The sequence below is a fragment of the Streptomyces sp. NPDC052682 genome, from assembly GCF_040678435.1.
GTDB lineage: Bacteria > Actinomycetota > Actinomycetes > Streptomycetales > Streptomycetaceae > Streptomyces.
Window position 1 is genome coordinate 258,270 of record NZ_JBFATS010000004.1, and the last position, 19,322, is coordinate 277,591.

A 19,322-nucleotide genomic window follows, 5' to 3' on the forward strand; every position below is an offset into this window, starting at 1 on the left:
GCGCGGTTTGTGGCCGAATCTTTTCCTCAGGAGCCGCCATGCACGACCTCGTCCCCTCCGGATCCCTCTCCGCCCACCTCGCCGCGTCCGCGCCCAGCCGTCGTTCGGTGCTGCGCGGCGTGGGCGGTGCCGCCCTGCTCGGCGCCGGGATACCCCTGCTGAGCGCCTGCGGCGGCAGCGGTTCGGCCACCGACTCCAAGACCGTCTCACTGGGTTCGAACGCCTCCGACGCGGTGCCGAAGAAGGCGTTCGCGGAGATCTACGCGGCCTTCACCAAGCAGTCCGGGATCAAGGTCGCCGTCAACACCAAGGACCACAACACGTTCCAGGAGCAGATCAACTCCTACCTCCAGGGCACGCCGGACGACGTGTTCACGTGGTTCGCCGGGTACCGGATGCAGTTCTTCGCGGCGAAGAAGCTGGCGACCCCGATCGACGACGTGTGGCAGAAGATCGCCGGCAACTTCCCCGAGGCGATGCAGAAGCTGTCCAAGGGCGAGGACGGCAAGTACTACTTCGTGCCGCTGTACACCTACCCGTGGGCGGTGTTCTACCGCAAGAGCGTCTTCGCCCAGCACGGCTACAAGGTCCCCACCACCTGGGACGCGTTCGTGGCGCTGTGCAAGCAGATGAAGAAGGACGGCCTGGTCCCGATCGCGTTCGGCGACAAGGACGCCTGGCCGGCGATGGGCACCTTCGACCAGATCAACTTCCGCGCCAACGGCTACGACTTCCACGTCGAGCTGATGGCGGGCAAGGCCTCCTGGACGGACGCCAAGGTGCGCAAGGTCTTCGACCTGTGGAGCGAGATCCTGCCCTACCACCAGGAGGGCGCGGTCGGCCGCACCTGGCAGGACGCGGCGCAGACGCTGGTGTCGAAGAAGGCGGGCATGTACCTGCTGGGCACCTTCGTGGGCCAGCAGTTCACCGACAAGGCCGACCTGGACGACCTGGACTTCTTCGCCTTCCCCGAGATCGACCCGCAGTTCGGGCAGGACACCGTCGAGGCCCCCACCGACGGGTTCATGCTCTCCAAGGCGCCGAAGAACCACGCCGGCGCGGTGAAGCTGCTGGAGTTCCTGGGCACGCCGGAGGCCGAGCAGATCTACCTCAAGGCCGACTCCAGCGTGGTCGCCGCCTCCACCAAGGCGGACACCTCGTCCTACACCGCGCTGCAGAAGAAGTCGTACGAGATGATCTCGAAGGCCAAGAGCCTGACGCAGTTCATGGACCGTGACTCGCGTCCGGACTTCACCTCCACGGTGATGCAGCCCGCGCTGCAGAACTTCATCCGCAACCCCAAGAACATCGACAGCATCCTGTCGTCGATCGAGCGCCAGAAGAAGACGATCTTCGCCTCCTCGTAAGGGACCGGTGACGCGACGACGTAAGCGACTGACATGACTGCCACCCCCGCCCAGGTCCCGGAGACGGCCACCGCGCCGGCTCCGGGGCCCGCCCCCGTGTCCCCGACCAAGAGCGGCAAGGCGGCCCACGGGCACGCCCGCCTGCTCACCCGCCGCGACCGGATCACGCTCGCCCTGATGGCGGGCGTCCCGACGATCCTGCACGTCGCCCTCGTCTGGCTGACGGCGCTCGCCTCGATCGCGCTCGCCTTCACCACCTGGGACGGCATCGGCTTCGACTCCATCAAGTGGGTCGGCCTGCAGAACTTCCGCGAACTGTTCACCAGCAACCCGCAGTTCTGGCCGGCCGTCGAGCACAACGTCATCTGGTTCGTGGTGCTCATCCTCGTCCCGACGCCGCTGGGCCTGTTCCTGGCCGTCCAGCTGGACAAGCGGATCCGCTTCAGCCGCGTCTACCAGACCGCGTTCTTCCTGCCGGTGGTCATCTCCATGGCCTGCATCGGCTTCGTCTGGCAGCTGGTCTACAACCCCGACACCGGCCTGATCAACAGCATCATCGGCGCCAACGAGCCCGGCCACTACATCGACTGGATCGGCGACCCCAAGCTCAACCTGTGGGCGATCCTGATCGCGGCCTCCTGGCGGCACGCCGGCTACATGATGATCCTGTACCTCGCCGGCCTGAAGAGCGTCGACCCCTCGCTGCGGGAGGCCTCCGCGCTGGACGGCGCCAACGAGTGGCAGACGTTCAAGAACGTCATCTTCCCCACCCTGCGCCCCACCAACACCGTCGTCCTCGTGGTGACGATCATCGAGGCGCTGCGCGCGTTCGACCTGGTCTTCGTCTTCAACAAGGGCGCCCAGGGCACCGAGCTGCTCTCGATCCTGGTCACCAACAACATCATCGGCGAGTCCAGCCGCATCGGATACGGCTCCGCCATCGCCGTCGTGCTGCTGGTGATCTCCCTCGCGGTGATCATCCCCTACCTGATCGCCACCTTCCGGAAGGAGCGGAGCGCATGAGCACCGTCACCGGCGCTGCTTCGCTCAAGCAGCGCACCCCGATCCGCCCGGCCCGGATCCTGCTGCACACCTTCCTGACCGTGACCGCGCTGGCTTGGCTGGCCCCGCTGCTGTGGGCGGTCTTCGCCGCGCTGCGGCCCTACGGCGAGACCAGCGCCAAGGGCTATGTGTCGTGGCCGGACAAGCTCAGCCTGGACAACTTCGTCAACGCCTTCCAGCAGTCGGACATGCTGCACTACTTCGGCAACACGCTGCTCATCGCCGTGCCGGCCGTGCTGCTGACCCTGCTGCTGTCGTCGATGGTCGCCTTCTACGTCAGCCGCTTCGACTTCCGCCTCAACCTGTTCCTGCTGCTGGTCTTCACCGCCGGCAACCTGCTGCCGCAGCAGGTCATCATCACCCCGCTGTACCGGCTGTACCTGCTCGTCGACCTGCCCGGCATCACCATGAGCGGCAAGCTGTACGACTCCGCCCTCGGGCTGGTCCTCATCCACGTGGCGTTCCAGTCCGGCTTCTGCGCCTTCGTGCTCAGCAACTACATGCGCTCCCTGCCGCACGAGCTGACCGAGGCCGCGCTGGTCGACGGCGCGTCGGTGTGGCGGCTGTACTGGCAGATCACCCTGCCGCTGTGCAAGCCGGCCATGGCGGCCCTGGCCACGCTGCTGTCCATCTGGATCTACAACGACTTCTTCTGGGCCATCGTGCTGATCTCCACCGGCGAGAACATGCCGATCACCTCGGCGCTGAACAACCTCTCCGGCCAGTACTTCACCGACCCCAACCTGGTCGCCGCCGGCGCCCTGCTCACCGCGATCCCCACCCTGATCGTCTACTTCGCCCTGCAGCGGCAGTTCGTCAGCGGCCTCACCCTGGGCGCCAACAAGGGCTGACACACCGGCCCCCGGAGAAGCCCCCGGAGAAAGAGAAACATCCGTGCACCACCCCTTCACCCCCGTCGCCTGCGTGCCCGTGGACGTGCGGACCGCCCGAGTCCACGAGGAGGGCTGGCAGTCCTGGAGCCCCAGCGGTGCCTACGCCCTCGACGGGCTGCCCTACCGCCCGGCGAACGACACCTTCGCGACCCTCTGCTACCGCCCGGGCGTGACCGTCCCCGCCGGGGTCTTCCAGGGCGAGGGCCTGCTCGCGCTGGACGCGGGTGACGGCTCGCCGGTGCGGCTGTGGGCGGCGGCCGAGCCGACGCGTCAGGTGCCCTCGATCCGCCTCACGGTGCACGGCGACCGCGCCGAGGTCACCGCCGACGGCCCGGTGAAGGAGTGGACGGGCACGGACATCCAGCGTCTGCTCGCCGAGTGGGCCGCGAGCCTCGGCCTCCCCGCGCCCCGCCCGGCGCCGACCGTCTGGTGCTCCTGGTACGAGTACTTCACCGACGTCACCGAGGACGACATCCACGAGAACCTGCGGGCGATGGACACCCTCGACCTGCCCATCGACGTCGTCCAGATCGACGACGGCTACCAGCAGGCCCTCGGCGACTGGCTGACGCTCTCCGGCCGGTTCCGCTCCCGGGCCGACATCGCGGAGAAGATCCGGGCCAGGGGCCGCCGGGCCGGCATCTGGACGGCCCCGTTCCTGGTGGCCCCGGCGAGCGCCCTGGCCACCGAGCACCCCGAGTGGCTGGTGCGCGACCCCGACGGCACCCCGCTGCACGCCGGCCACAACTGGGGCCACGACCTGTACGTCCTGGACACCACCCACCCGGAGGCGGCGGCGTACCTCACCGAGGTGTTCACCACCCTGCGGGAAGAGGGCTACGACTACTTCAAGGTCGACTTCCTCTACGCGGGCGCCATGGACGGCGTCCGGCACGCGGACGTCGACGCCCTTCAGGCGTACCGGTCCTGCATCCGGCTGATCAGGGAGGCGATCGGGCCGGAGGCGTACCTGCTGGGGTGCGGCGCGCCGATCCTGCCGTCCCTCGGCCTGTTCGACGCGATGCGGGTCAGCCCCGACACGGCACCGCACCGCCGTCCCGAGGCCGACGACTTCAGCCAGCCGGGCCAGGCCCCGGCCGAGTTCACCGGCGTGGGCCGCCAGTGGCAGCACGGCCGGCTCTGGATCAACGACCCGGACTGCCTGATGGCCCGTCCCGCGGTGGAGACCCGTGAGCGCTGGGCCGCGCACGTGGAGGCCACCGGCGGCCTGATGGCCTCCAGCGACCGCCTGTTGTCCCTGGACGAGTGGGGCGTGACGACGACCCGCCGCCTCCTCGAAGGAGCCGCCCGATGAAGCGCACCCTGTCCGTCCCCGGCATCGCCTACGGCGGCGACTACAACCCCGAGCAGTGGCCCGAGGAGGTGTGGGACGAGGACGTACGCCTGATGCGCGAGGCCGGGGTGACCATGGTCAGCGTCGGCATCTTCTCCTGGGCGCTGCTGGAGCCGTCCGAGGGCGTGTACGACTTCACGCGCATGGACAAGATCCTCGGACTGCTGCACGACAACGGCATCGCGGCCGACCTCGCCACCCCGACGGCGGCGCCGCCGGCGTGGTTCTTCCGCGAGCACCCCGAGGCGCTCCCGGTCGACCGCGACGGGCGGCGGCTGTCGTACGGCAGCCGCCAGACCTTCTGCCCCTCCAGCCCGGCCTACCGCGAGGCGGCCCTGCGCATCACCCGTGCCCTGGCCGAGCGCTACGCCGACCACCCGGCGGTCGTGATGTGGCACGTCCACAACGAGTACGGCTGCCACAACGCCGCCTGCTACTGCGACACGAGCGCGGCGGCGTTCCGCCGGTGGCTGCGCGCGAGGTACCCGACCCTCGACGCGCTGAACGACGCCTGGGGCACCACCTTCTGGAGCCAGTGGTACTACGACTGGGACGAGATCCTGCCCCCGCGCGCGACGGGCGCCGTCCCCAACCCCACCCACCAGCTGGACTGGCGCCGCTTCTGCTGCGACGAGCTGCTGTCGCTGTACACGGCGGAACGGGACGTGCTGCGCGAGGCGGCCCCGGCCACGCCCGCCACCACCAACTTCATGGTGAATTTCAGCTTCGACGCCCTGGACTACTGGCGCTGGGCCCCGGAGCTGGACCTCGTCTCCAACGACCACTACCTTCGCTCCACCGACCCGGCGTCGCAGATCGACATCGCGCTCAGCGGCGACCTGGTGCGCTCCCTGGCGGGCGGCCCGTGGCTGCTGATGGAGCACTCGACCGGCGCGGTCAACTGGCAGCCTGTCAACCGGGCCAAGAACCCGGGGGAGTTGCGCCGCAACGCGCTCGCGCATGTGGCGCGCGGGGCCGACGGCATCGCCTACTTCCAGTGGCGCGCGGCCCGGGCGGGCGCCGAACAGTGGCACTCGGCGATGCTGCCGCACACCGGCACGGACAGCCAGATCTGGCGTGACGTGGTCCGGCTGGGCGCCGACCTGAAGGCACTGGCCGAGGTGCGCGGCAGCACCGGCGCGGCCGAGGTGGCGATCGTCTGGGACTACCAGGCCCGCTGGGCCCTGGAGCTGCCCTCCCAGCCGAGCGAGGAGGTCCGCTACCTGGACGTCGTGCGGGCCTGGTACGAGCCGTTGTGGCGGTCGGGTGTCGCGGTCGACTTCGTCCGGCCCGACGCGGACCTGTCCGCCTACCGCCTGGTCCTGGCCCCGGCCCTGTACCTGGTCGACGACGCGGGCGCGGCGAACCTGACCGGCTTCGCCGAGCGCGGCGGCACCCTGGTGGTCGGCTTCCACAGCGGCATGGTCGACGAGAACTGCCATGTAAGGCTGGGCGGTTACCCGGGCGCGTTCCGCGAGGCGCTCGGCGTCCGCACCGACGAGCTCTTCCCCCTCCTGCCCGGCGAGACGCTGCACCTCGACGGCGGCGGCACCGCCACCCTCTGGTCCGAGCGCGTCGCCCTGGCCGGCGCCGAGGCCGTCACGTCGTACACCTCCGGCCCGCTCACCGGCGTCCCGGCGGTCACCCGCCACACCCACGGCCAGGGCACCACCTGGTACCTGGCCACGCTCCCCGACCCGGACACCCTGGCGGCGCTGCTGGACCGCGTGCGCGCGGAGGCCGGAGTACGGCCGGTCCGCGCGACGGCGCCGGGCGTGGAGGCGGTGCTGCGCCGGGGTACGGAGGCGGACTATCTCTTCCTGATCAACCACGGCGGCCGGGACGCCGAGGTCACCGTGTCGGCCGACGGCGTCGACCTGCTGACGGGCAAGCCGGCCCCGGGCGCGGTGACCGTCCCGGCCGGGGATGTGGTGGTGGTACGGGAACCGCGCTGAGCGCATCGGGCCGCCCGTGGCCGCTGGAGGAGGGCCTGATCGCCCGCTGCCCTCTCACAGAGGTCGAGTTCCTCTCCTGCGCCAGGAACGCCGAGGACCGTGGCGACCTCGTCCGGGACCTCGACGCGTTGTTCGGCTGGACCCCGCTGGACGACCGGGCCGTGACCCGCGCCTGGGACGTGCAGCGGGAGCTCACCGAGAAGGGCAGGCATCGTTCCGCCGGCGCGGTGGACCTGCTCGTCGCCGCGACCGCCGAGCTCCAGGGGCTCTCCTGCTCCATTACGACAACGACTTCGAGACCATCGCAACCGTGACCGGGCAGCCGACCCAGTGGCTCGCCCCCCGGGGCAGCCTCTGACCACGGAACCGCCGGGGCGCGGCACCTCCCCCTGGTGCCGCGCCCCGCCCCCGTTTCCTCAGTGGCTCAGACCGCCTCCACCTCCGGCAGCGTGCCCGTCCGGGCCGCGCGGGAGTACCACAGGGCGCTCGACTTGGGGGTGCGCTCCAGGGTGACGTAGTCGACGTACACCGCGCCGAAGCGCTTGCCGTAGCCGTACGCCCACTCGAAGTTGTCCAGCAGGGACCACAGGAAGTAGCCGCGCACGTCCGCGCCGTCGGTGATGGCCCGGCGTACCGCCGACAGGTGGCCGTGCAGGTAGGCGATGCGCTCCGGGTCGTGGACCGAGCCGTCGGAGCCGGGCTTGTCGTCGTAGGCCGCGCCGTTCTCCGTGATGTACAGGGGCAGGCCGGGGGCCTCCCGCGTGTAGCGCATGATCAGCTCGTGCAGGCCCGACGGGTCGACCGTCCAGCCCATCGCGGTGCGCTCACCGGGGCTCTGGTGGAAGGCCACGTCGTCCACGCCAGGCCACGGCGAGTGCTCGCTCGCGCCGTGCCCGTCCGCCCGGGGGCCCTTCGCGGCCGGGTCCGCCGCCGAGACCAGGGTGGGCGTGTAGTAGTTGAGGCCGAGGGCGTCCAGCGGCTGGTTGATCTGCGCGGTGTCGCCGTCCAGGACGAACGACCAGTCCGTGACCGCGGCCGTCGCCTCGAACAGCGACTGCGGGTAGGCGCCGTGCAGCAGCGGGCCGTGGAAGACGCCGTTGGCCAGGTCGTCGATCTTCCGGGCCGCCGCCAGGTCCGCGGGGTCCTGCGACAGGGGCCGGACGACCGCGGAGTTCAGGGCGATCGACACCGAGTTGCGGGCCGGCATCGCCGACCGCAGCGCCGTGGAGCCCAGGCCGTGCGCCAGGTTGAGGTGGTGGGCGGCCCGCAGCGAGGCCGCCGGGTCGGTGCGGCCGGGCGCGTGGACGCCGGAGGCGTAGCCCAGGAACGCGCTGCACCACGGCTCGTTGAGCGTCATCCAGTGCTCCACGCGGTCGCCGAGCGCCTCGCCGACGATCTGCGCGTACTCGGCGAAGCGGTACGCCGTGTCGCGCTCCGGCCAGCCGCCCGCGTCCTCCAGCTCCTGCGGGAGGTCCCAGTGGTAGAGGGTGACGGCCGGCTTGATGCCCTTCGACAGCAGCTCGTCCACCAGGCGGCGGTAGAAGTCCAGGCCCTTCTGCACGGCCGGGCCCCGGCCCGTGGGCTGCACGCGCGACCAGGAGACGGAGAAGCGGTAGGCGCCCAGGCCCAGCTCGGCCATGAGCGCCACGTCGTCGCGGTAGCGGTGGTAGTGGTCGACAGCGATGTCACCGTGGTCGCCGTCGACCGTCTTGCCCGGGGTGTGGCTGAAGGTGTCCCAGATCGACGGCGTACGCCCGTCCTCCCGCACCGCCCCCTCGATCTGGTACGCGGAGGTCGCGGCGCCCCAGAGGAAGGCGGGAGGAAAGGTCACCGGGTTCGCGGGCTTGTCGGAGTCAGGCATGGAAGCGCTCCCATTGGTGGTCGTGGAGACCGACGGATGAAGGGGGAGGGAAACGGACGGAAAGGGGCCGAGGCGGCGGTGACCCGGCCCCTGGAGACGTACGGGCGTCAGCCCTGGCAGCCGTACGGGCGTCAGCCCTTGACCGCGCCCTGCATGATGCCGCCCACGATCTGCTTGCCGAAGATCGCGAAGACCAGCAGCAGCGGCAGCGTACCCAGCAGCGCGCCCGCCATGATCAGCGACTGGTCGGGCGTGTAGCCACGGCCCAGCGCCGCGACCGCGACCTGCACGGTCGGGTTGCCGTTCTGGGTCAGCACCAGGAACGGCCACAGGAAGTCGTTCCAGGTCTGCACGAACATCAGCATGCCGAGCACGGCCATCGCCGGCCGGGCGGCCGGGAACACCACGTGCCACACCACACGCCAGCTGCTCGCCCCGTCGACCCGGGCGGCCTCGATGATCTCGTCCGGCAGCGCCTGGATCAGGTACTGCCGCATGAAGAACACGCCGAACGCGCTCACCAGCGACGGGAAGATCACCGCCTGGAGCTGGTCGGTCCAGTCCAGCTTCGCGACCATCATGTACAGCGGGATCACGCTCAGCTGCGGCGGCACCATCATCGTGCCGATCACGATCAGCATCATCGCGTTGCGGCCCTTGAACCGCAGCTTGGCGAAGGCGAACCCGGCGATCGTCGACAGGAACACGATCGTCGCGGCGGAGATGCCCGAGACGATCGTGGTGTTGAGGAACGCCTCACCCAGGTTGGCGTCGGTCCAGGCGATCTCCAGCTTGTCGAACAGGTTGGAGCCGAACCACAGCGGCGGCGGGGTCTGCGCGAGGCGCTGGTTGTCACGGGAGGCGGCGATCGCGGTCCACACCAGTGGGAACAGCGAGCCGATCGTGAACAGGATGAGGATGACGTAGGCGATCGGGCCCGCGTGCATCTGCCCGCCGGCCCGCGCCGACTTCGGGCGGCGGGTGCGCTGGGGCCCCTGCGCGGGTGCCGTCTCGGGGGGCGTCACAGTCGTCGTCACGGCCGGAACTCCTTAACTACTGGCGCGCAGCCGGCGCGAGATGACGTAGTTGACGATGCCGATGACGATCAGGATCAGGAACATCGTCCAGGCGATCGCCGAGGCCCGGCCCAGGTGCTGGTTGACCCAGCCCTGCTCGTACAGGTACAGGCCGAGCGTCTGGAACTGGTGCTCCGCGCCGCCGGAGGCGCCCTTGTTGGCGTCGAACAGCAGCGGCTCACCGAACACCTGGCTCGCGCCGATCGTGGAGACGACGGCGGTGAACAGGATGGTCGGGCGCAGCGACGGCAGCGTCACATGGAAGAACTGCTGCCAGCGGCTGGCCCCGTCCAGGGCCGCCGACTCGTACAGGTCCTGCGGGATCGCCTGCATCGCGGCCAGGTAGATCAGCGCGTTGTAGCCGGTCCAGCGCCAGATGATGATCGTCGAGACGGCGATCTGCGAGGGCCACTTGTCGTTCTGCCAGTCGATCTTGCCGAGGCCGATCTGGTCCAGCACCCAGTTGATCATGCCGTAGTCACGGCCGAAGAGCAGCACGAACACCAGGGAGGCGGCCGCGATCGACGTCGCGTAGGGCGCGAGCATCACGACCCGGTAGAAGGTCGAGCCGCGCAGCTTGTAGTTGAGGATGTGGGCGATGCCCATCGCCATCAGCAGCTGCGGAACGGTGGAGATGATGCCGATGGTGAGGGTGTTCTTCGCCGCGTTCCAGAAGAAGTCGTCGTCGAAGATCCGGGTGTAGTTGCGCAGCCCCACCCAGTCCATGTCGGTCGGAGCGGTCAGCTCCACCTGATGCAGAGAGGCCCAGCCCGTGTAGATCAGCGGGAACAGGCCGAAGGCGACGAACAGCAGGAAGAACGGGGAGACGAACGCGTACGGGCTCCAGCGCACGTCCCGCTGCCAGCGGCGGGACAGCCGGGTCCGGCGCCGCCGCTCCTGCTCGGAGATGGCGTCCGCCGGGCGGCCCGGGGCCGCGCCCCCCTCCTTGGCGGGGGGCGCGGCGGTGTCGTGACGGGTGGCCATACGGGTCACTTGTCCAGGTTGTTGTCGATGGTCTTGGTGGCCGTCTCCCAGGCCTCCTGAGGCGACTTGCCCTTCGTGACGAGGATGACGCCGTTGTCGGTCAGGCCCTGCTGGATGATCTGGTCCTTCGGGCCGATCACCTGGACGGGGATCTGCTTGGCGGCCGCGGCGAAGATCTCACCGATCGGGGCGTCCCCGGTCATGTCGTTCTTCGCGCCGGTGACCTCGGGGCTGCTGAACGCGGCCTGCGCGCTCGGGAAGCTGCCCTGCACCTTGAACAGCTTGGCCTGCTGCTCGGGCGCGGTCAGCCAGGCGACCAGCTTCTTGGCCTCCTCGACGTGCTTGCCGTTCTTCGGCACCGTCAGGAAGGAGCCGCCCCAGTTGCCGGACTTGGGCGCCACGGCCACGTCCCACTTGCCCTTGGCGTCCGGCTTCGACTTGCCCTTGATGTAGCCGAGCATCCACGGCGGGCACGCCATCGCGGCGAACTTGTTGTTGGCGATCGTCTGGTCCCAGGACGGCTGGAACTGCGTCTGCGCGCCGACCAGGCCCTTCTCGGCGGCCTCGGCGGTCAGGTCGAAGGCCTTGCGGACGGCCGGGTTGGTCTTGTAGATGACCTTGCCGGAGGCGTCGTAGAACTTCTCCTTCTCACTGCTCAGGATCGCGTTGAGCAGACCGCCCGGGGAGTCCATGAAGGTGGTGCCCTTGGGCCCGCTCTTCTTGTACTTCTCGCCCGCGTCGACCAGCTTGGCCCAGTCGCCGGCCCACAGCTTGGCGACCTCGGCACGGTCGGTCGGCAGACCGGCCTTTTCGAACATGTCCTTGCGGTAGCAGATCGCCATCGGGCCGATGTCGGTGCCCAGGCCGATCGTCTGGCCGTCCTTGGTGGTGGCCTGCTGCCACTTCCAGTCCAGCCAGTTGCCCTTGCTCACGCCCGACACCTTGGAGAGGTCCTCGAGCTTGGCGGCCTGGGTGCCGACGATCTCGGCGATGTTGCCGACCTCGACGGCCTGGACGTCCTGCAGGCCGCTGTTGGTGGTGAGGTGGTTCAGGAGCGCGGGGTAGTAGTTCTCGTTGCGCTCGACGACGTTCTCGGCGATCTTGATCTTCGGGTTGAGCTTCTCGTACTCGGCGTAGAGGCCGGCCTCCTTGAAGCCGAAGGCGCCGAACAGTCCCAGGGTGATCGTGGTCTTGCCGCCGCCGTCGCCGTTCGGCGAGCCGGAACCGTCGTCCTTGCCGTCGTCGGCACAGCCGGCCAGCAGCCCGGCGCCCAGCGACGCGACGGCCGCCAGCACAACCGCCTTACGTGCTCGCATCTGAGGTCCTCCTGTTGCCCTGACGTGCCGACCCCCCGGCCAACGGCATGGTTGGGCCCGTGTCTCTATCGTCGCTGCGGCTCGGGCGGGGAACGTGCGGGATGTGTATGTGTCAGGTACCGTGGGAGCGCTCCCACCGGTGATGTGTTGAAGAGTCCCCGGTCCCGGCGGGGGTGTCAAGGGAACCGACGCCCACAGATGTGTTCAGTTATCGGCCTGTTAACTGACCGAGGGGGACCCGGCGGCCGTCGCCCGGGCTGACTCGTTTCAGTCGGTCCGGCCCCCGTAACCGTTCCTGCCGGGGGCGAAGCGGAGGACCGGGCGAGGGTGGCTCGCGGGGGCGGTCACCACTCCTGACGGGGCTGTTAGATTCCAGCCAGCGTGACACACGACGGAAGGCGGAGCCCATGGCAAGCCACGGAGCGCGGGGCCGGAGCGGAGGCCGGCCGACTCTCGAAGAGGTGGCGGCCCGCGCCGGGGTCGGCCGCGGCACCGTCTCCCGGGTGATCAACGGCTCGCCCCGGGTCAGCGACGCCACCCGCGCGGCCGTCGAAGCGGCGGTCGCCGAGCTCGGCTACGTCCCGAACACGGCCGCCCGCGCCCTGGCCGCCAACCGCACCGACGCGATCGCCCTGGTGGTGCCCGAGCCCGAGACCCGCTTCTTCGCGGAGCCGTACTTCTCGGACATGCTCAAGGGCGTCGGAGCGGAGCTGTCGGACACCGAGATGCAGCTGCTGCTGATCTTCGCCGGCAGCGACCGGGAGCGCCGCAGGCTCGCCCAGTACCTGGCCGCGCACCGCGTCGACGGCGTCCTGCTGGTCTCCGTGCACGCCGACGACCCCCTGCCGGACCTGCTGGCCCAGCTGGAGATCCCCGCGGTGATCAGCGGCCCCCGGTCGGCGGCGGAGACGCTGACCTCGGTCGACTCGGACAACTACGGCGGTGCCCGCCAGGCCGTCGAGCACCTCCTGGAGCGCGGCCGCCGCCGTATCGCCCACATCACCGGACGCCTCGACGTCTACGGCGCCCAGCGGCGCATCGACGGCTACCGCGACGCCCTGGCCGACGCCGGCCACGAGCCGGACGAGCTGCTGATCGAGTCGGGCGACTTCACGGAGGAGGGCGGCCGCAGGGCGATGGCCGCGCTGCTCGAACGCCGCCCCGACCTGGACGCCGTCTTCGCCGCCTCGGACGTCACCGCGGCCGGTGCGCGCCAGGCTCTGCGGGAGGCGGGCCGCCGCATCCCCGAGGACGTGGCGCTGGTCGGCTACGACGACTCCGCCATCGCCCGCCACCTGGACCCGCCCCTGACCAGCGTCCGCCAGCCCATCGAGGAGATGGGCCGCCGGATGATCGACCTCCTCCTGGCGGAGATCGCCGACCGGCGCCCGCCGGTGTCGCGGGGCCTGGAGCGGCCGCAGGTCGTCCTGGCGACGGAGCTGGTGGAACGGGCGTCGTCGTGAGTGGGCGGGCCTCGGTGGATCGCACCGGGGGGTAAGAGGGCGAGGCCGTGTCCCGCCCGCAGGGGGTCGGGCCGTGTGCTGGTGCGCGGGGGTGGGGCGCGTTTGTCGTGTGTGCGGTGTGCGGTGTGCGGTGGTCCGGTCTGGCTGGAGCGCGCTGGTATGTAAGGGCTGAAGTCATGCTGCGCCCGCACCGGGGGCCGGGGGCCGGGGGAGTGGTCCGGCTTGGCTGGAGTGCGGCGGGGTGTAGGGGGTCGAGGTCGTGTCGCGCCCGCACCGGGGGCCGAGGGCCGAGGGGGTGCCGTCGGCGCGGGGGTGGTGGGTCGCGTGGTGCGCGGTCAGGGCTCGGGCGTGGGGTGTGCGGTGTCCGCCTCCCGGGTGGGGGCCGCCGGTTCGTGAAGCAGGCGGCGCCGGGTGCCCTTTCGCTCTGTGACCCAGCCCGGTCTTCCCTCAGGCGGCGCGCCGTCCGGTGAGCGTCCGCAGCGGCACGGGTTCCGCGGGCGGCCGGTACGGCGGTGAGGCGCGGTCGGCGCGGCGTGCGGGAGCCTTGGCCCCGGGGGACGCGGTAGCCGCCGCCGATTGCCGTGGCACGCCAGGTGAGTTGCCGGCCGCGCCCACCCCCACGCGGTAGTACGTCACCCGGCCCGGCACCGCGGACGGGAGACCCGCGAGGACGGGCAAGCGCTGTCCCTTTCCGGGCCGCCCCACACCCCCGCCATCCCGTCCGGCGTTCCAGGCAGCTGACGTTCGCCCAGGTCACGGGCTGTTCCAGCGTTCCAGCGTCCCGAAGATTCGGCAGATGTGGCGCCCGGGACAGGGCATGGCACAGGCTTGAGCCGTTCGAACACGCCGCCGGCCCGCCAACACGGCGAGGGCCGCGCCGAGTTCGTGTTCATCACGCAATGACCCGCTCCGGTACGGCCGAGCGACATCCCACGACCGGAACATCAAATTCCGGAACACTCACAGGAAGAAGTCCATCATGCGTATCACCCACCGCCTCACCACCCGCGCCGCCGCCTCCTCCCTGGCCGTCGCCGCCCTCGCGTTCGCCGGTGTCCAGGCCACCGCCCAGACGGCCGCCGCGGCCCCCGGGAAGGCCGCCGCGATCGCCGCCTGCACCACGGCCAACACCGAGGTGACCGTCAGCGACGTCCGCCGCCCGATCAACCACCTGCTGGTGACGGCCACCAACACCAGCACCAAGCCGTGCAACGCCTACGGCGCGCCCTACCTGGGCTTCGGCGGCGGCCAGGCGGCCGTGCCGTGGCTGGAGGACAGCAAGCCGCAGGCCGTGGTCACGCTCGCCCCGGGCGAGTCCGCGTACGCCGGCATCGGCACGTACACCCCCGACGGCGGCGAGGGCACCACCTACAAGACGGTGGACGTGCTCTTCGCCAACAAGGCCATGAACGGCTCGGTCGGCAAGGCCAAGACCCTGACGCTCCCCGACGGCGGCACGTACGTCAACGACTCCGCCTTCGTCACCTACTGGCAGGACAACGTGGCCGACGCCCTCGTCTTCTGAGCCACCGGCCGCCCGCGGCACCGCCGATGACCCGGCGGTGCCGCGGGCGGCCCGGCACGGGACGGGAGTTCGCCGCTGGTGGGGGGAAGCACGGTGAGAGGGAATCGCGCGGAGGGCGCGGACGCCGAGGTGTTCGTCCGGGTGCTGTACGCGCAACACGGAAAGCCGCTGCTGCGGTACGCCGCGCGGCTGCTGGGGGGTGACCGGCACCGGGCCGAGGACATCCTCCAGGAGGGTGCCGTACGGGCCTGGCGGCACGCCGGGCGCCTGGGGACCGCGCCGGAGACGATGCGGCCGTGGCTGTTCACGGTCGTACGGAACCTGGTGATCGACGACTATCGCGCGCGGGCGCTGCGTCCGGTGCTGCCCGAGGCGCTGGAGGACACGGACGTCGCCGTCGCCGACGAGGTGGACCGGCTGCTGACGGTCCATGTGGTCGAGGAGGCCCTCACGGACCTCACCGACCAGCAGCGCGAGATCATCCGGCACATCCACTTCGACGGCAGCAGCGTCGAGCGGGTCTCCCGGCTCCTGGGCATCCCGAAGGGCACGGTGAAGTCGCGCACCTATTACGCGATGCGGTCGCTGAGGAGAGCCCTGGCCGCGCGAGGTGTCCACGGCTGCACCCAGCACGAGGAGCTGACCCCGTGACAGACGGCTTCTCGGCCACCATGCCAACACCCCCGCGGAGTCAAGGACGCAGCACCGCCCGCCACCGCGTCTCCCCGTCCTCGGTCTCCCCGGTCGGGGCGAGCCCGGCCGCCCTGGCCACTGCGGCCGAGGCCCGGTGCTCCGGGTGGACGTGGGCGACGACGGTACGCACGTTCCGGCTCCGCAGCCACCCCACGAGCCCCCGCGCCGCCTCGGACGCGAACCCGCGCCCCTGCCACGGCGTCCCGACGACCCAGGCGATCTCGGCGCAGCCCTCTGCACCGACCGTGGCCTGCACGGTCCCGACGAGACACTGCTCGGCGCGGTCCCGCAGCACCCAGTTGCACCAGGAGACGCCCCGGTCGGGCGCCCCGGCGACGAGCCGCTCGTAACGGTCCCGAAGCTCCTCGACGGCCGACGGCGCACCCCCGATGAAGACGTACAGCGCGGGGTCGGCCAGCACACCGGCCATCTCGACGGCGTCCTCGACGCGCAGGGGGACCAGATCCAGACGGGCGGTCGCGAAGGTCTCGGCACGGACGCGGGGCGCGGACATCGGGACAGCCTAGGGCACGCAAGAGGCCGCCGTCCTGCTCAGTGCAGGTCGGCGGCCTCTTGTGGGAGGGTGAGTGACGGGACTCGAACCCGCGACATCCTGGACCACAACCAGGTGCTCTACCAGCTGAGCTACACCCACCATGACCGGCGTTGAGACGAGTGATGTCCCCGACCGGCCGAGAAAAAGTGTACAGGGTCCGAAGGGGTGCTCGCGCCAGGCTTTCGCGGCGCCCCTCCGAGGGGCCCTGTCAGCCCCGCTGAGCAGGCAGGACGTGCTTCGCGGCGATCGCCTTTGCGGTGTCGGAGTCGGGGCCGGGCTGGGGGACGAAGATGGCCTCGCGGTAGTAGCGCAGCTCGGCGATGGACTCGCGGATGTCGGCGAGGGCGCGGTGGTTGCCGTTCTTCTCGGGGCTGTTGAAGTACGCCCGCGGGTACCAGCGGCGGGCCAGTTCCTTGACGGAGGAGACGTCGACGATCCGGTAGTGGAGGTAGCCCTCCAGGGTCGGCATGTCACGCAGCAGGAAGCCGCGGTCGGTGCCGACCGAGTTGCCGCACAGCGGGGCCTTGCCGGGCTCCTTGACGTGCTCCTTCACATACGCCAGGACCTGCTCCTCGGCGTCCTTCAGGGTCGTGCCGTTCGGAAGCTCCGCGAGCAGCCCGGACGCGGTGTGCATCTGGCGCACCACCTCCGGCATCGTCTCCAGCGCCCGCTCCGGCGGACGGATGACGATGTCCACGCCCTCACCGAGCACGTTCAGCTCGGAGTCCGTGACAAGGGCGGCCACCTCGATGAGCGCGTCGTCCGACAGCGAGAGGCCGGTCATCTCGCAGTCGATCCACACCATGCGATCGTTCATGTGTCTAACCCTACGGCGCGCCGCCAGGGGCCGAGCCGGCCGTGTGCGGGCGGGGGCCGGCCCACGGCATGCCGGAAGGGCCGGGGCAGCGCGCCCCGGCCCTTCCGCCGCGTCACGGAGCGCTGCGCTGCCCGGGCAGACTCGCCCGGCTGTGCGCGTACGCCTCGCGGCCGTTGTCCGAGGAGCCGGACATCGACGATCCGACGGCGCTTCCGGCCGGCGTACGCCGTGACGGGAACGGCATCTGGCCGTCCGGATGCCGCTCGGCGTGCGAGGTGCCCTGCTGGCCGTGCTGACCGGCGTGACCCTGCTGACCCGGGTGACCGCTGTGGCCCCCGCCCGGCTGGCCCTGCGCCCCTGCCGGTGCCGAGGCCGCCGGGGCCTGCGGGCCGTCGGTGTCCTGGGGCCGCTCGCCCTGCGGGCGGCGGGCCCGGTACGCCGCCCGGTACGCGGCCGGCGACGAGCCCAGCTGGCGTCGGAAGTGCCCGCGCAGCGCCACCGGCGAACGGAAGCCGCAGCGCCCGGCCACCTCGTCCACCGAGTAGTCCGAGGTCTCCAGCAGCCGCTGCGCCTGCAGCACCCGCTGCGTGATCAGCCACTGCAGCGGCGCGCTGCCGGTCAGCGAACGGAACCGGCGGTCGAACGTACGACGGCTCATGTACGCCCGTGCCGCCAGCGTCTCCACGTCGAACTGCTCGTGGAGGTGCTCCAGCGCCCAGGCGACGACCTCGGCGAGCGGGTCGGCGCCGATCTCCTCCGGTAAAGACCGGTCGAGGTAGCGCTCCTGGCCTCCCGAGCGGCGCGGCGGCACCACCAGACGGCGGGCCAGGGCCCCGGCCGCCTCGTTGCCGTGGTCCGTGCGCACGATGTGCAGACACAGATCGATTCCGGCGGCCGTGCCCGCCGACGTCAGCACATCGCCGTCGTCGACGAACAGCTCCCTCGGATCGACGTGCACCGACGGGTAGCGCTTGGCCAGCGTCGGCGCGTACATCCAGTGTGTGGTCGCGGGGCGGCCGTCCAGCAGGCCCGCCGCCGCCAGCACGAAGGCGCCCGTGCACAGCCCGACGATGCGGGCGCCCTCCTCGTGGGCCCGGCGCAGCGCGTCGAGCGCCTCCTCCGGCGGTGGCGAAGTGATCGAACGCCAGGCGGGCACGACGACCGTGCCCGCCCGCGAGATCGCTTCCAGGCCATGTGGTGCGGTGAGTTCCAGGCCCCCTGTGGTCCGCAGCGGGCCTTCCTCGCCGGCACACACCAACAGGCGGTAGCGCGGCACGCCGGCGTCCTGGCGGTCAATCCCGAACACCGACAGCGGAATGGAACTCTCGAAGATGGGGCCGCCGCTGAACAGCAGCACCGCGACGATCTCCTTGCGGCGTCGCCCGGACAGTTTCCGGACTGCGCCTTCCGGCGCGGCAGTGGAGTCGTGGCTCATACTGCTAAGCCCCCCTCGGTGGTCGCGGCTCCTCGGTCGTGTCGCTCCTGCACGTTTCCCCTCGGTCCTGCACGAGTCCCCCGCCGTAGACAGTCAAGATCGAATCTACTGTGTCGCTCTCCGCCGACGTGGCCGGTTCGGTACCCGGCTCATTGTCGACTTGGCAACTTGGCGTGAAGCATTCGATCACGAAGCGTTGCGCCAGGGGAGGGCGCAGGGAAGTGCGCCTCGTCGCGGTGGCCAAACCGCGTAGGGTGCGCAGGCCCCCCGAGGCCCTTTCCGTGCAGGTGGAACGGGGGGCGCGGGGTGGTTCGGGAGGGGGATGCACGAGAACCAGAAGTTGGCTGAAAAGTAGCGTTCGTGTGCGCGGAAACCGGTCAGCTGACCGGTGTATCTCCCGCGCTGTGCCGTGCGCCCCGGTGCGCCCCCGTCCCGGTGCGCCGGCGCCGGCCGCGGTGCACCGAGCGGTCCTCGGCGAGCAGCCGGGCCGCGCCGCGCTCGGACTGGCGCAGCAGCACCCGGCACACACCCGTCACGGCGGCGAGCCAGAGGGCCGTACCGGCGGCGCCGGCCAGGGAGCTGCCGTACCAGAGCAGCACCACGGGGACGAGCAGGCAGCTGAAGACCGCCCAGCGGACCACGTCGGTGACGGTGTCGGGGGGCCGCGGACTCGCGCGGCCCGTCCCGGAAGGGCGACGGCGTGCGGACATGCGTGCTCCCTGTGGCGTGGCTCACGGGGTTCAACGCCCGTCCGGTCCGTCGGTCACTGTGCGTCCGCAGGTCGCGCCGCACTCCCCGGGGCCGGTGAACCCCGGGCGAACCGGCTGTACTGCGCAGCAACCATTGCGTTACGGGCGCCCCCTCGTGCATGCTCCCCTGAACCCGCCACGGAGGGTGCGCGGGATCTGTGCGAAGGAGGCGTGCCGCCGTACCCTTGAGGGTATGGGGTTGGGAAGATGATTCCC

The 19,322-nt window shown here is 70.8% G+C and carries 16 protein-coding genes, 1 tRNA gene and 1 pseudogene; 9 read left to right on the forward strand and 9 right to left on the reverse strand.

Going from position 1 to position 19,322, the window contains the following annotated elements; all coding sequences use genetic code 11:
* The first annotated feature begins 38 nt into the window (after positions 1–38).
* The 6 genes and pseudogenes from AB0K80_RS08095 to AB0K80_RS08120 form a co-directional block, all read left to right on the forward strand.
* A complete protein-coding gene (locus AB0K80_RS08095; protein ID WP_365667043.1) occupies positions 39–1,367 on the forward strand; it encodes an ABC transporter substrate-binding protein in 1,329 nt (442 codons plus the stop codon).
* A 33-nt stretch (positions 1,368–1,400) separates the two neighbouring features.
* A complete protein-coding gene (locus tag AB0K80_RS08100) occupies positions 1,401–2,390 on the forward strand; it encodes a sugar ABC transporter permease (protein ID WP_365667045.1) in 990 nt (329 codons plus the stop codon).
* Complete coding sequence (locus AB0K80_RS08105) at positions 2,387–3,280, forward strand: carbohydrate ABC transporter permease (protein ID WP_365667047.1); 894 nt, start codon at positions 2,387–2,389, stop codon at positions 3,278–3,280. Before AB0K80_RS08100 ends, AB0K80_RS08105 begins: the two co-directional genes overlap by 4 nt.
* A 43-nt stretch (positions 3,281–3,323) precedes the next feature.
* Positions 3,324–4,637, forward strand: a complete 1,314-nt coding sequence (locus AB0K80_RS08110; RefSeq protein ID WP_365667048.1) for a glycoside hydrolase family 36 protein — start codon at positions 3,324–3,326, stop codon at positions 4,635–4,637.
* Positions 4,634–6,631, forward strand: a complete 1,998-nt coding sequence (locus AB0K80_RS08115) for a beta-galactosidase (RefSeq protein ID WP_365667050.1) — start codon at positions 4,634–4,636, stop codon at positions 6,629–6,631. The genes AB0K80_RS08110 and AB0K80_RS08115 overlap by 4 nt, the downstream gene beginning before the upstream one ends.
* Before the next feature lie 32 nt (positions 6,632–6,663).
* Positions 6,664–6,989 (forward strand): annotated as a pseudogene (locus tag AB0K80_RS08120) (PIN domain nuclease); the annotation flags it as partial.
* 66 nt (positions 6,990–7,055) lie between these two features.
* On the opposite strand, the gene AB0K80_RS08125 reads toward AB0K80_RS08120, so the two are convergent.
* The 4 genes from AB0K80_RS08125 to AB0K80_RS08140 all read right to left on the reverse strand — a co-directional run bounded on the left by AB0K80_RS08125 (position 7,056) and on the right by AB0K80_RS08140 (position 11,868).
* The gene (locus AB0K80_RS08125) at positions 7,056–8,492 is read right to left on the reverse strand and encodes a GH1 family beta-glucosidase (protein ID WP_365667052.1); all 1,437 of its coding nucleotides are present in this window, start codon (positions 8,490–8,492) and stop codon (positions 7,056–7,058) included.
* Positions 8,493–8,623: 131 nt separating this feature from the next.
* Positions 8,624–9,529 carry a carbohydrate ABC transporter permease gene (locus AB0K80_RS08130; protein WP_365667054.1) on the reverse strand — a complete coding sequence of 302 codons (906 nt, stop codon included), beginning with the start codon at positions 9,527–9,529 and terminating at the stop codon, positions 8,624–8,626.
* A 12-nt stretch (positions 9,530–9,541) separates the two neighbouring features.
* On the reverse strand, positions 9,542–10,552 hold the full coding sequence (locus AB0K80_RS08135) for a sugar ABC transporter permease (RefSeq protein WP_365667056.1): 1,011 nt from the start codon (positions 10,550–10,552) through the stop codon (positions 9,542–9,544).
* Between the two features lie 5 nt (positions 10,553–10,557).
* Positions 10,558–11,868, reverse strand: a complete 1,311-nt coding sequence (locus AB0K80_RS08140) for an extracellular solute-binding protein (protein ID WP_365667058.1) — start codon at positions 11,866–11,868, stop codon at positions 10,558–10,560.
* A gap of 407 nt (positions 11,869–12,275) precedes the next feature.
* Between AB0K80_RS08140 and AB0K80_RS08145 the strand changes: the two genes are divergently transcribed.
* The 3 genes from AB0K80_RS08145 to AB0K80_RS08155 all read left to right on the forward strand — a co-directional run bounded on the left by AB0K80_RS08145 (position 12,276) and on the right by AB0K80_RS08155 (position 15,507).
* Complete coding sequence (locus tag AB0K80_RS08145) at positions 12,276–13,331, forward strand: LacI family DNA-binding transcriptional regulator (protein ID WP_365667060.1); 1,056 nt, start codon at positions 12,276–12,278, stop codon at positions 13,329–13,331.
* 979 nt (positions 13,332–14,310) lie between these two features.
* Positions 14,311–14,856: a DUF4232 domain-containing protein gene (locus tag AB0K80_RS08150; protein ID WP_365667062.1), complete on the forward strand. Its 546-nt coding sequence runs from the start codon at positions 14,311–14,313 to the stop codon at positions 14,854–14,856.
* A 93-nt stretch (positions 14,857–14,949) separates the two neighbouring features.
* Positions 14,950–15,507, forward strand: coding sequence for a sigma-70 family RNA polymerase sigma factor (locus tag AB0K80_RS08155; RefSeq protein ID WP_365667064.1), 558 nt, complete (start codon positions 14,950–14,952; stop codon positions 15,505–15,507).
* A gap of 40 nt (positions 15,508–15,547) precedes the next feature.
* On the opposite strand, the gene AB0K80_RS08160 is transcribed toward AB0K80_RS08155, so the two are convergent.
* From AB0K80_RS08160 to AB0K80_RS08180, 5 genes are all read right to left on the reverse strand, one after another.
* A complete protein-coding gene (locus tag AB0K80_RS08160) occupies positions 15,548–16,063 on the reverse strand; it encodes a GNAT family N-acetyltransferase (RefSeq protein WP_365667066.1) in 516 nt (171 codons plus the stop codon).
* 68 nt (positions 16,064–16,131) lie between these two features.
* Positions 16,132–16,204, reverse strand: a tRNA-His gene (locus AB0K80_RS08165).
* A 109-nt stretch (positions 16,205–16,313) separates the two neighbouring features.
* Positions 16,314–16,922: an oligoribonuclease gene (gene orn / locus AB0K80_RS08170; protein WP_365667068.1), complete on the reverse strand. Its 609-nt coding sequence runs from the start codon at positions 16,920–16,922 to the stop codon at positions 16,314–16,316.
* Positions 16,923–17,034: 112 nt separating this feature from the next.
* Entirely contained in the window at positions 17,035–18,357 is a 1,323-nt protein-coding gene (locus tag AB0K80_RS08175; RefSeq protein WP_365667070.1) for a helix-turn-helix domain-containing protein, read from the reverse strand.
* A gap of 377 nt (positions 18,358–18,734) precedes the next feature.
* Complete coding sequence (locus AB0K80_RS08180) at positions 18,735–19,067, reverse strand: hypothetical protein (RefSeq protein WP_365667072.1); 333 nt, start codon at positions 19,065–19,067, stop codon at positions 18,735–18,737.
* Between the last annotated feature and the right edge of the window lie 255 nt (positions 19,068–19,322).

What these genes read in the sequence shown, in the direction of transcription:
- AB0K80_RS08095 (WP_365667043.1), top strand. Translation starts at nt 39, where the DNA reads ATGCACGACCTCGTCCCCTCCGGATCCCTCTCCGCCCACCTCGCCGCG.
- AB0K80_RS08100 (WP_365667045.1), top strand. Translation starts at nt 1,401, where the DNA reads ATGACTGCCACCCCCGCCCAGGTCCCGGAGACGGCCACCGCGCCGGCT.
- AB0K80_RS08105 (WP_365667047.1), top strand. Translation starts at nt 2,387, where the DNA reads ATGAGCACCGTCACCGGCGCTGCTTCGCTCAAGCAGCGCACCCCGATC.
- AB0K80_RS08115 (WP_365667050.1), top strand. Translation starts at nt 4,634, where the DNA reads ATGAAGCGCACCCTGTCCGTCCCCGGCATCGCCTACGGCGGCGACTAC.
- AB0K80_RS08125 (WP_365667052.1), bottom strand. Translation starts at nt 8,492, where the DNA reads ATGCCTGACTCCGACAAGCCCGCGAACCCGGTGACCTTTCCTCCCGCC.
- AB0K80_RS08135 (WP_365667056.1), bottom strand. Translation starts at nt 10,552, where the DNA reads ATGGCCACCCGTCACGACACCGCCGCGCCCCCCGCCAAGGAGGGGGGC.
- AB0K80_RS08140 (WP_365667058.1), bottom strand. Translation starts at nt 11,868, where the DNA reads ATGCGAGCACGTAAGGCGGTTGTGCTGGCGGCCGTCGCGTCGCTGGGC.
- AB0K80_RS08145 (WP_365667060.1), top strand. Translation starts at nt 12,276, where the DNA reads ATGGCAAGCCACGGAGCGCGGGGCCGGAGCGGAGGCCGGCCGACTCTC.
- AB0K80_RS08150 (WP_365667062.1), top strand. Translation starts at nt 14,311, where the DNA reads ATGCGTATCACCCACCGCCTCACCACCCGCGCCGCCGCCTCCTCCCTG.
- AB0K80_RS08160 (WP_365667066.1), bottom strand. Translation starts at nt 16,063, where the DNA reads ATGTCCGCGCCCCGCGTCCGTGCCGAGACCTTCGCGACCGCCCGTCTG.
- orn (WP_365667068.1), bottom strand. Translation starts at nt 16,922, where the DNA reads ATGAACGATCGCATGGTGTGGATCGACTGCGAGATGACCGGCCTCTCG.
- AB0K80_RS08175 (WP_365667070.1), bottom strand. Translation starts at nt 18,357, where the DNA reads ATGAGCCACGACTCCACTGCCGCGCCGGAAGGCGCAGTCCGGAAACTG.
- AB0K80_RS08180 (WP_365667072.1), bottom strand. Translation starts at nt 19,067, where the DNA reads ATGTCCGCACGCCGTCGCCCTTCCGGGACGGGCCGCGCGAGTCCGCGG.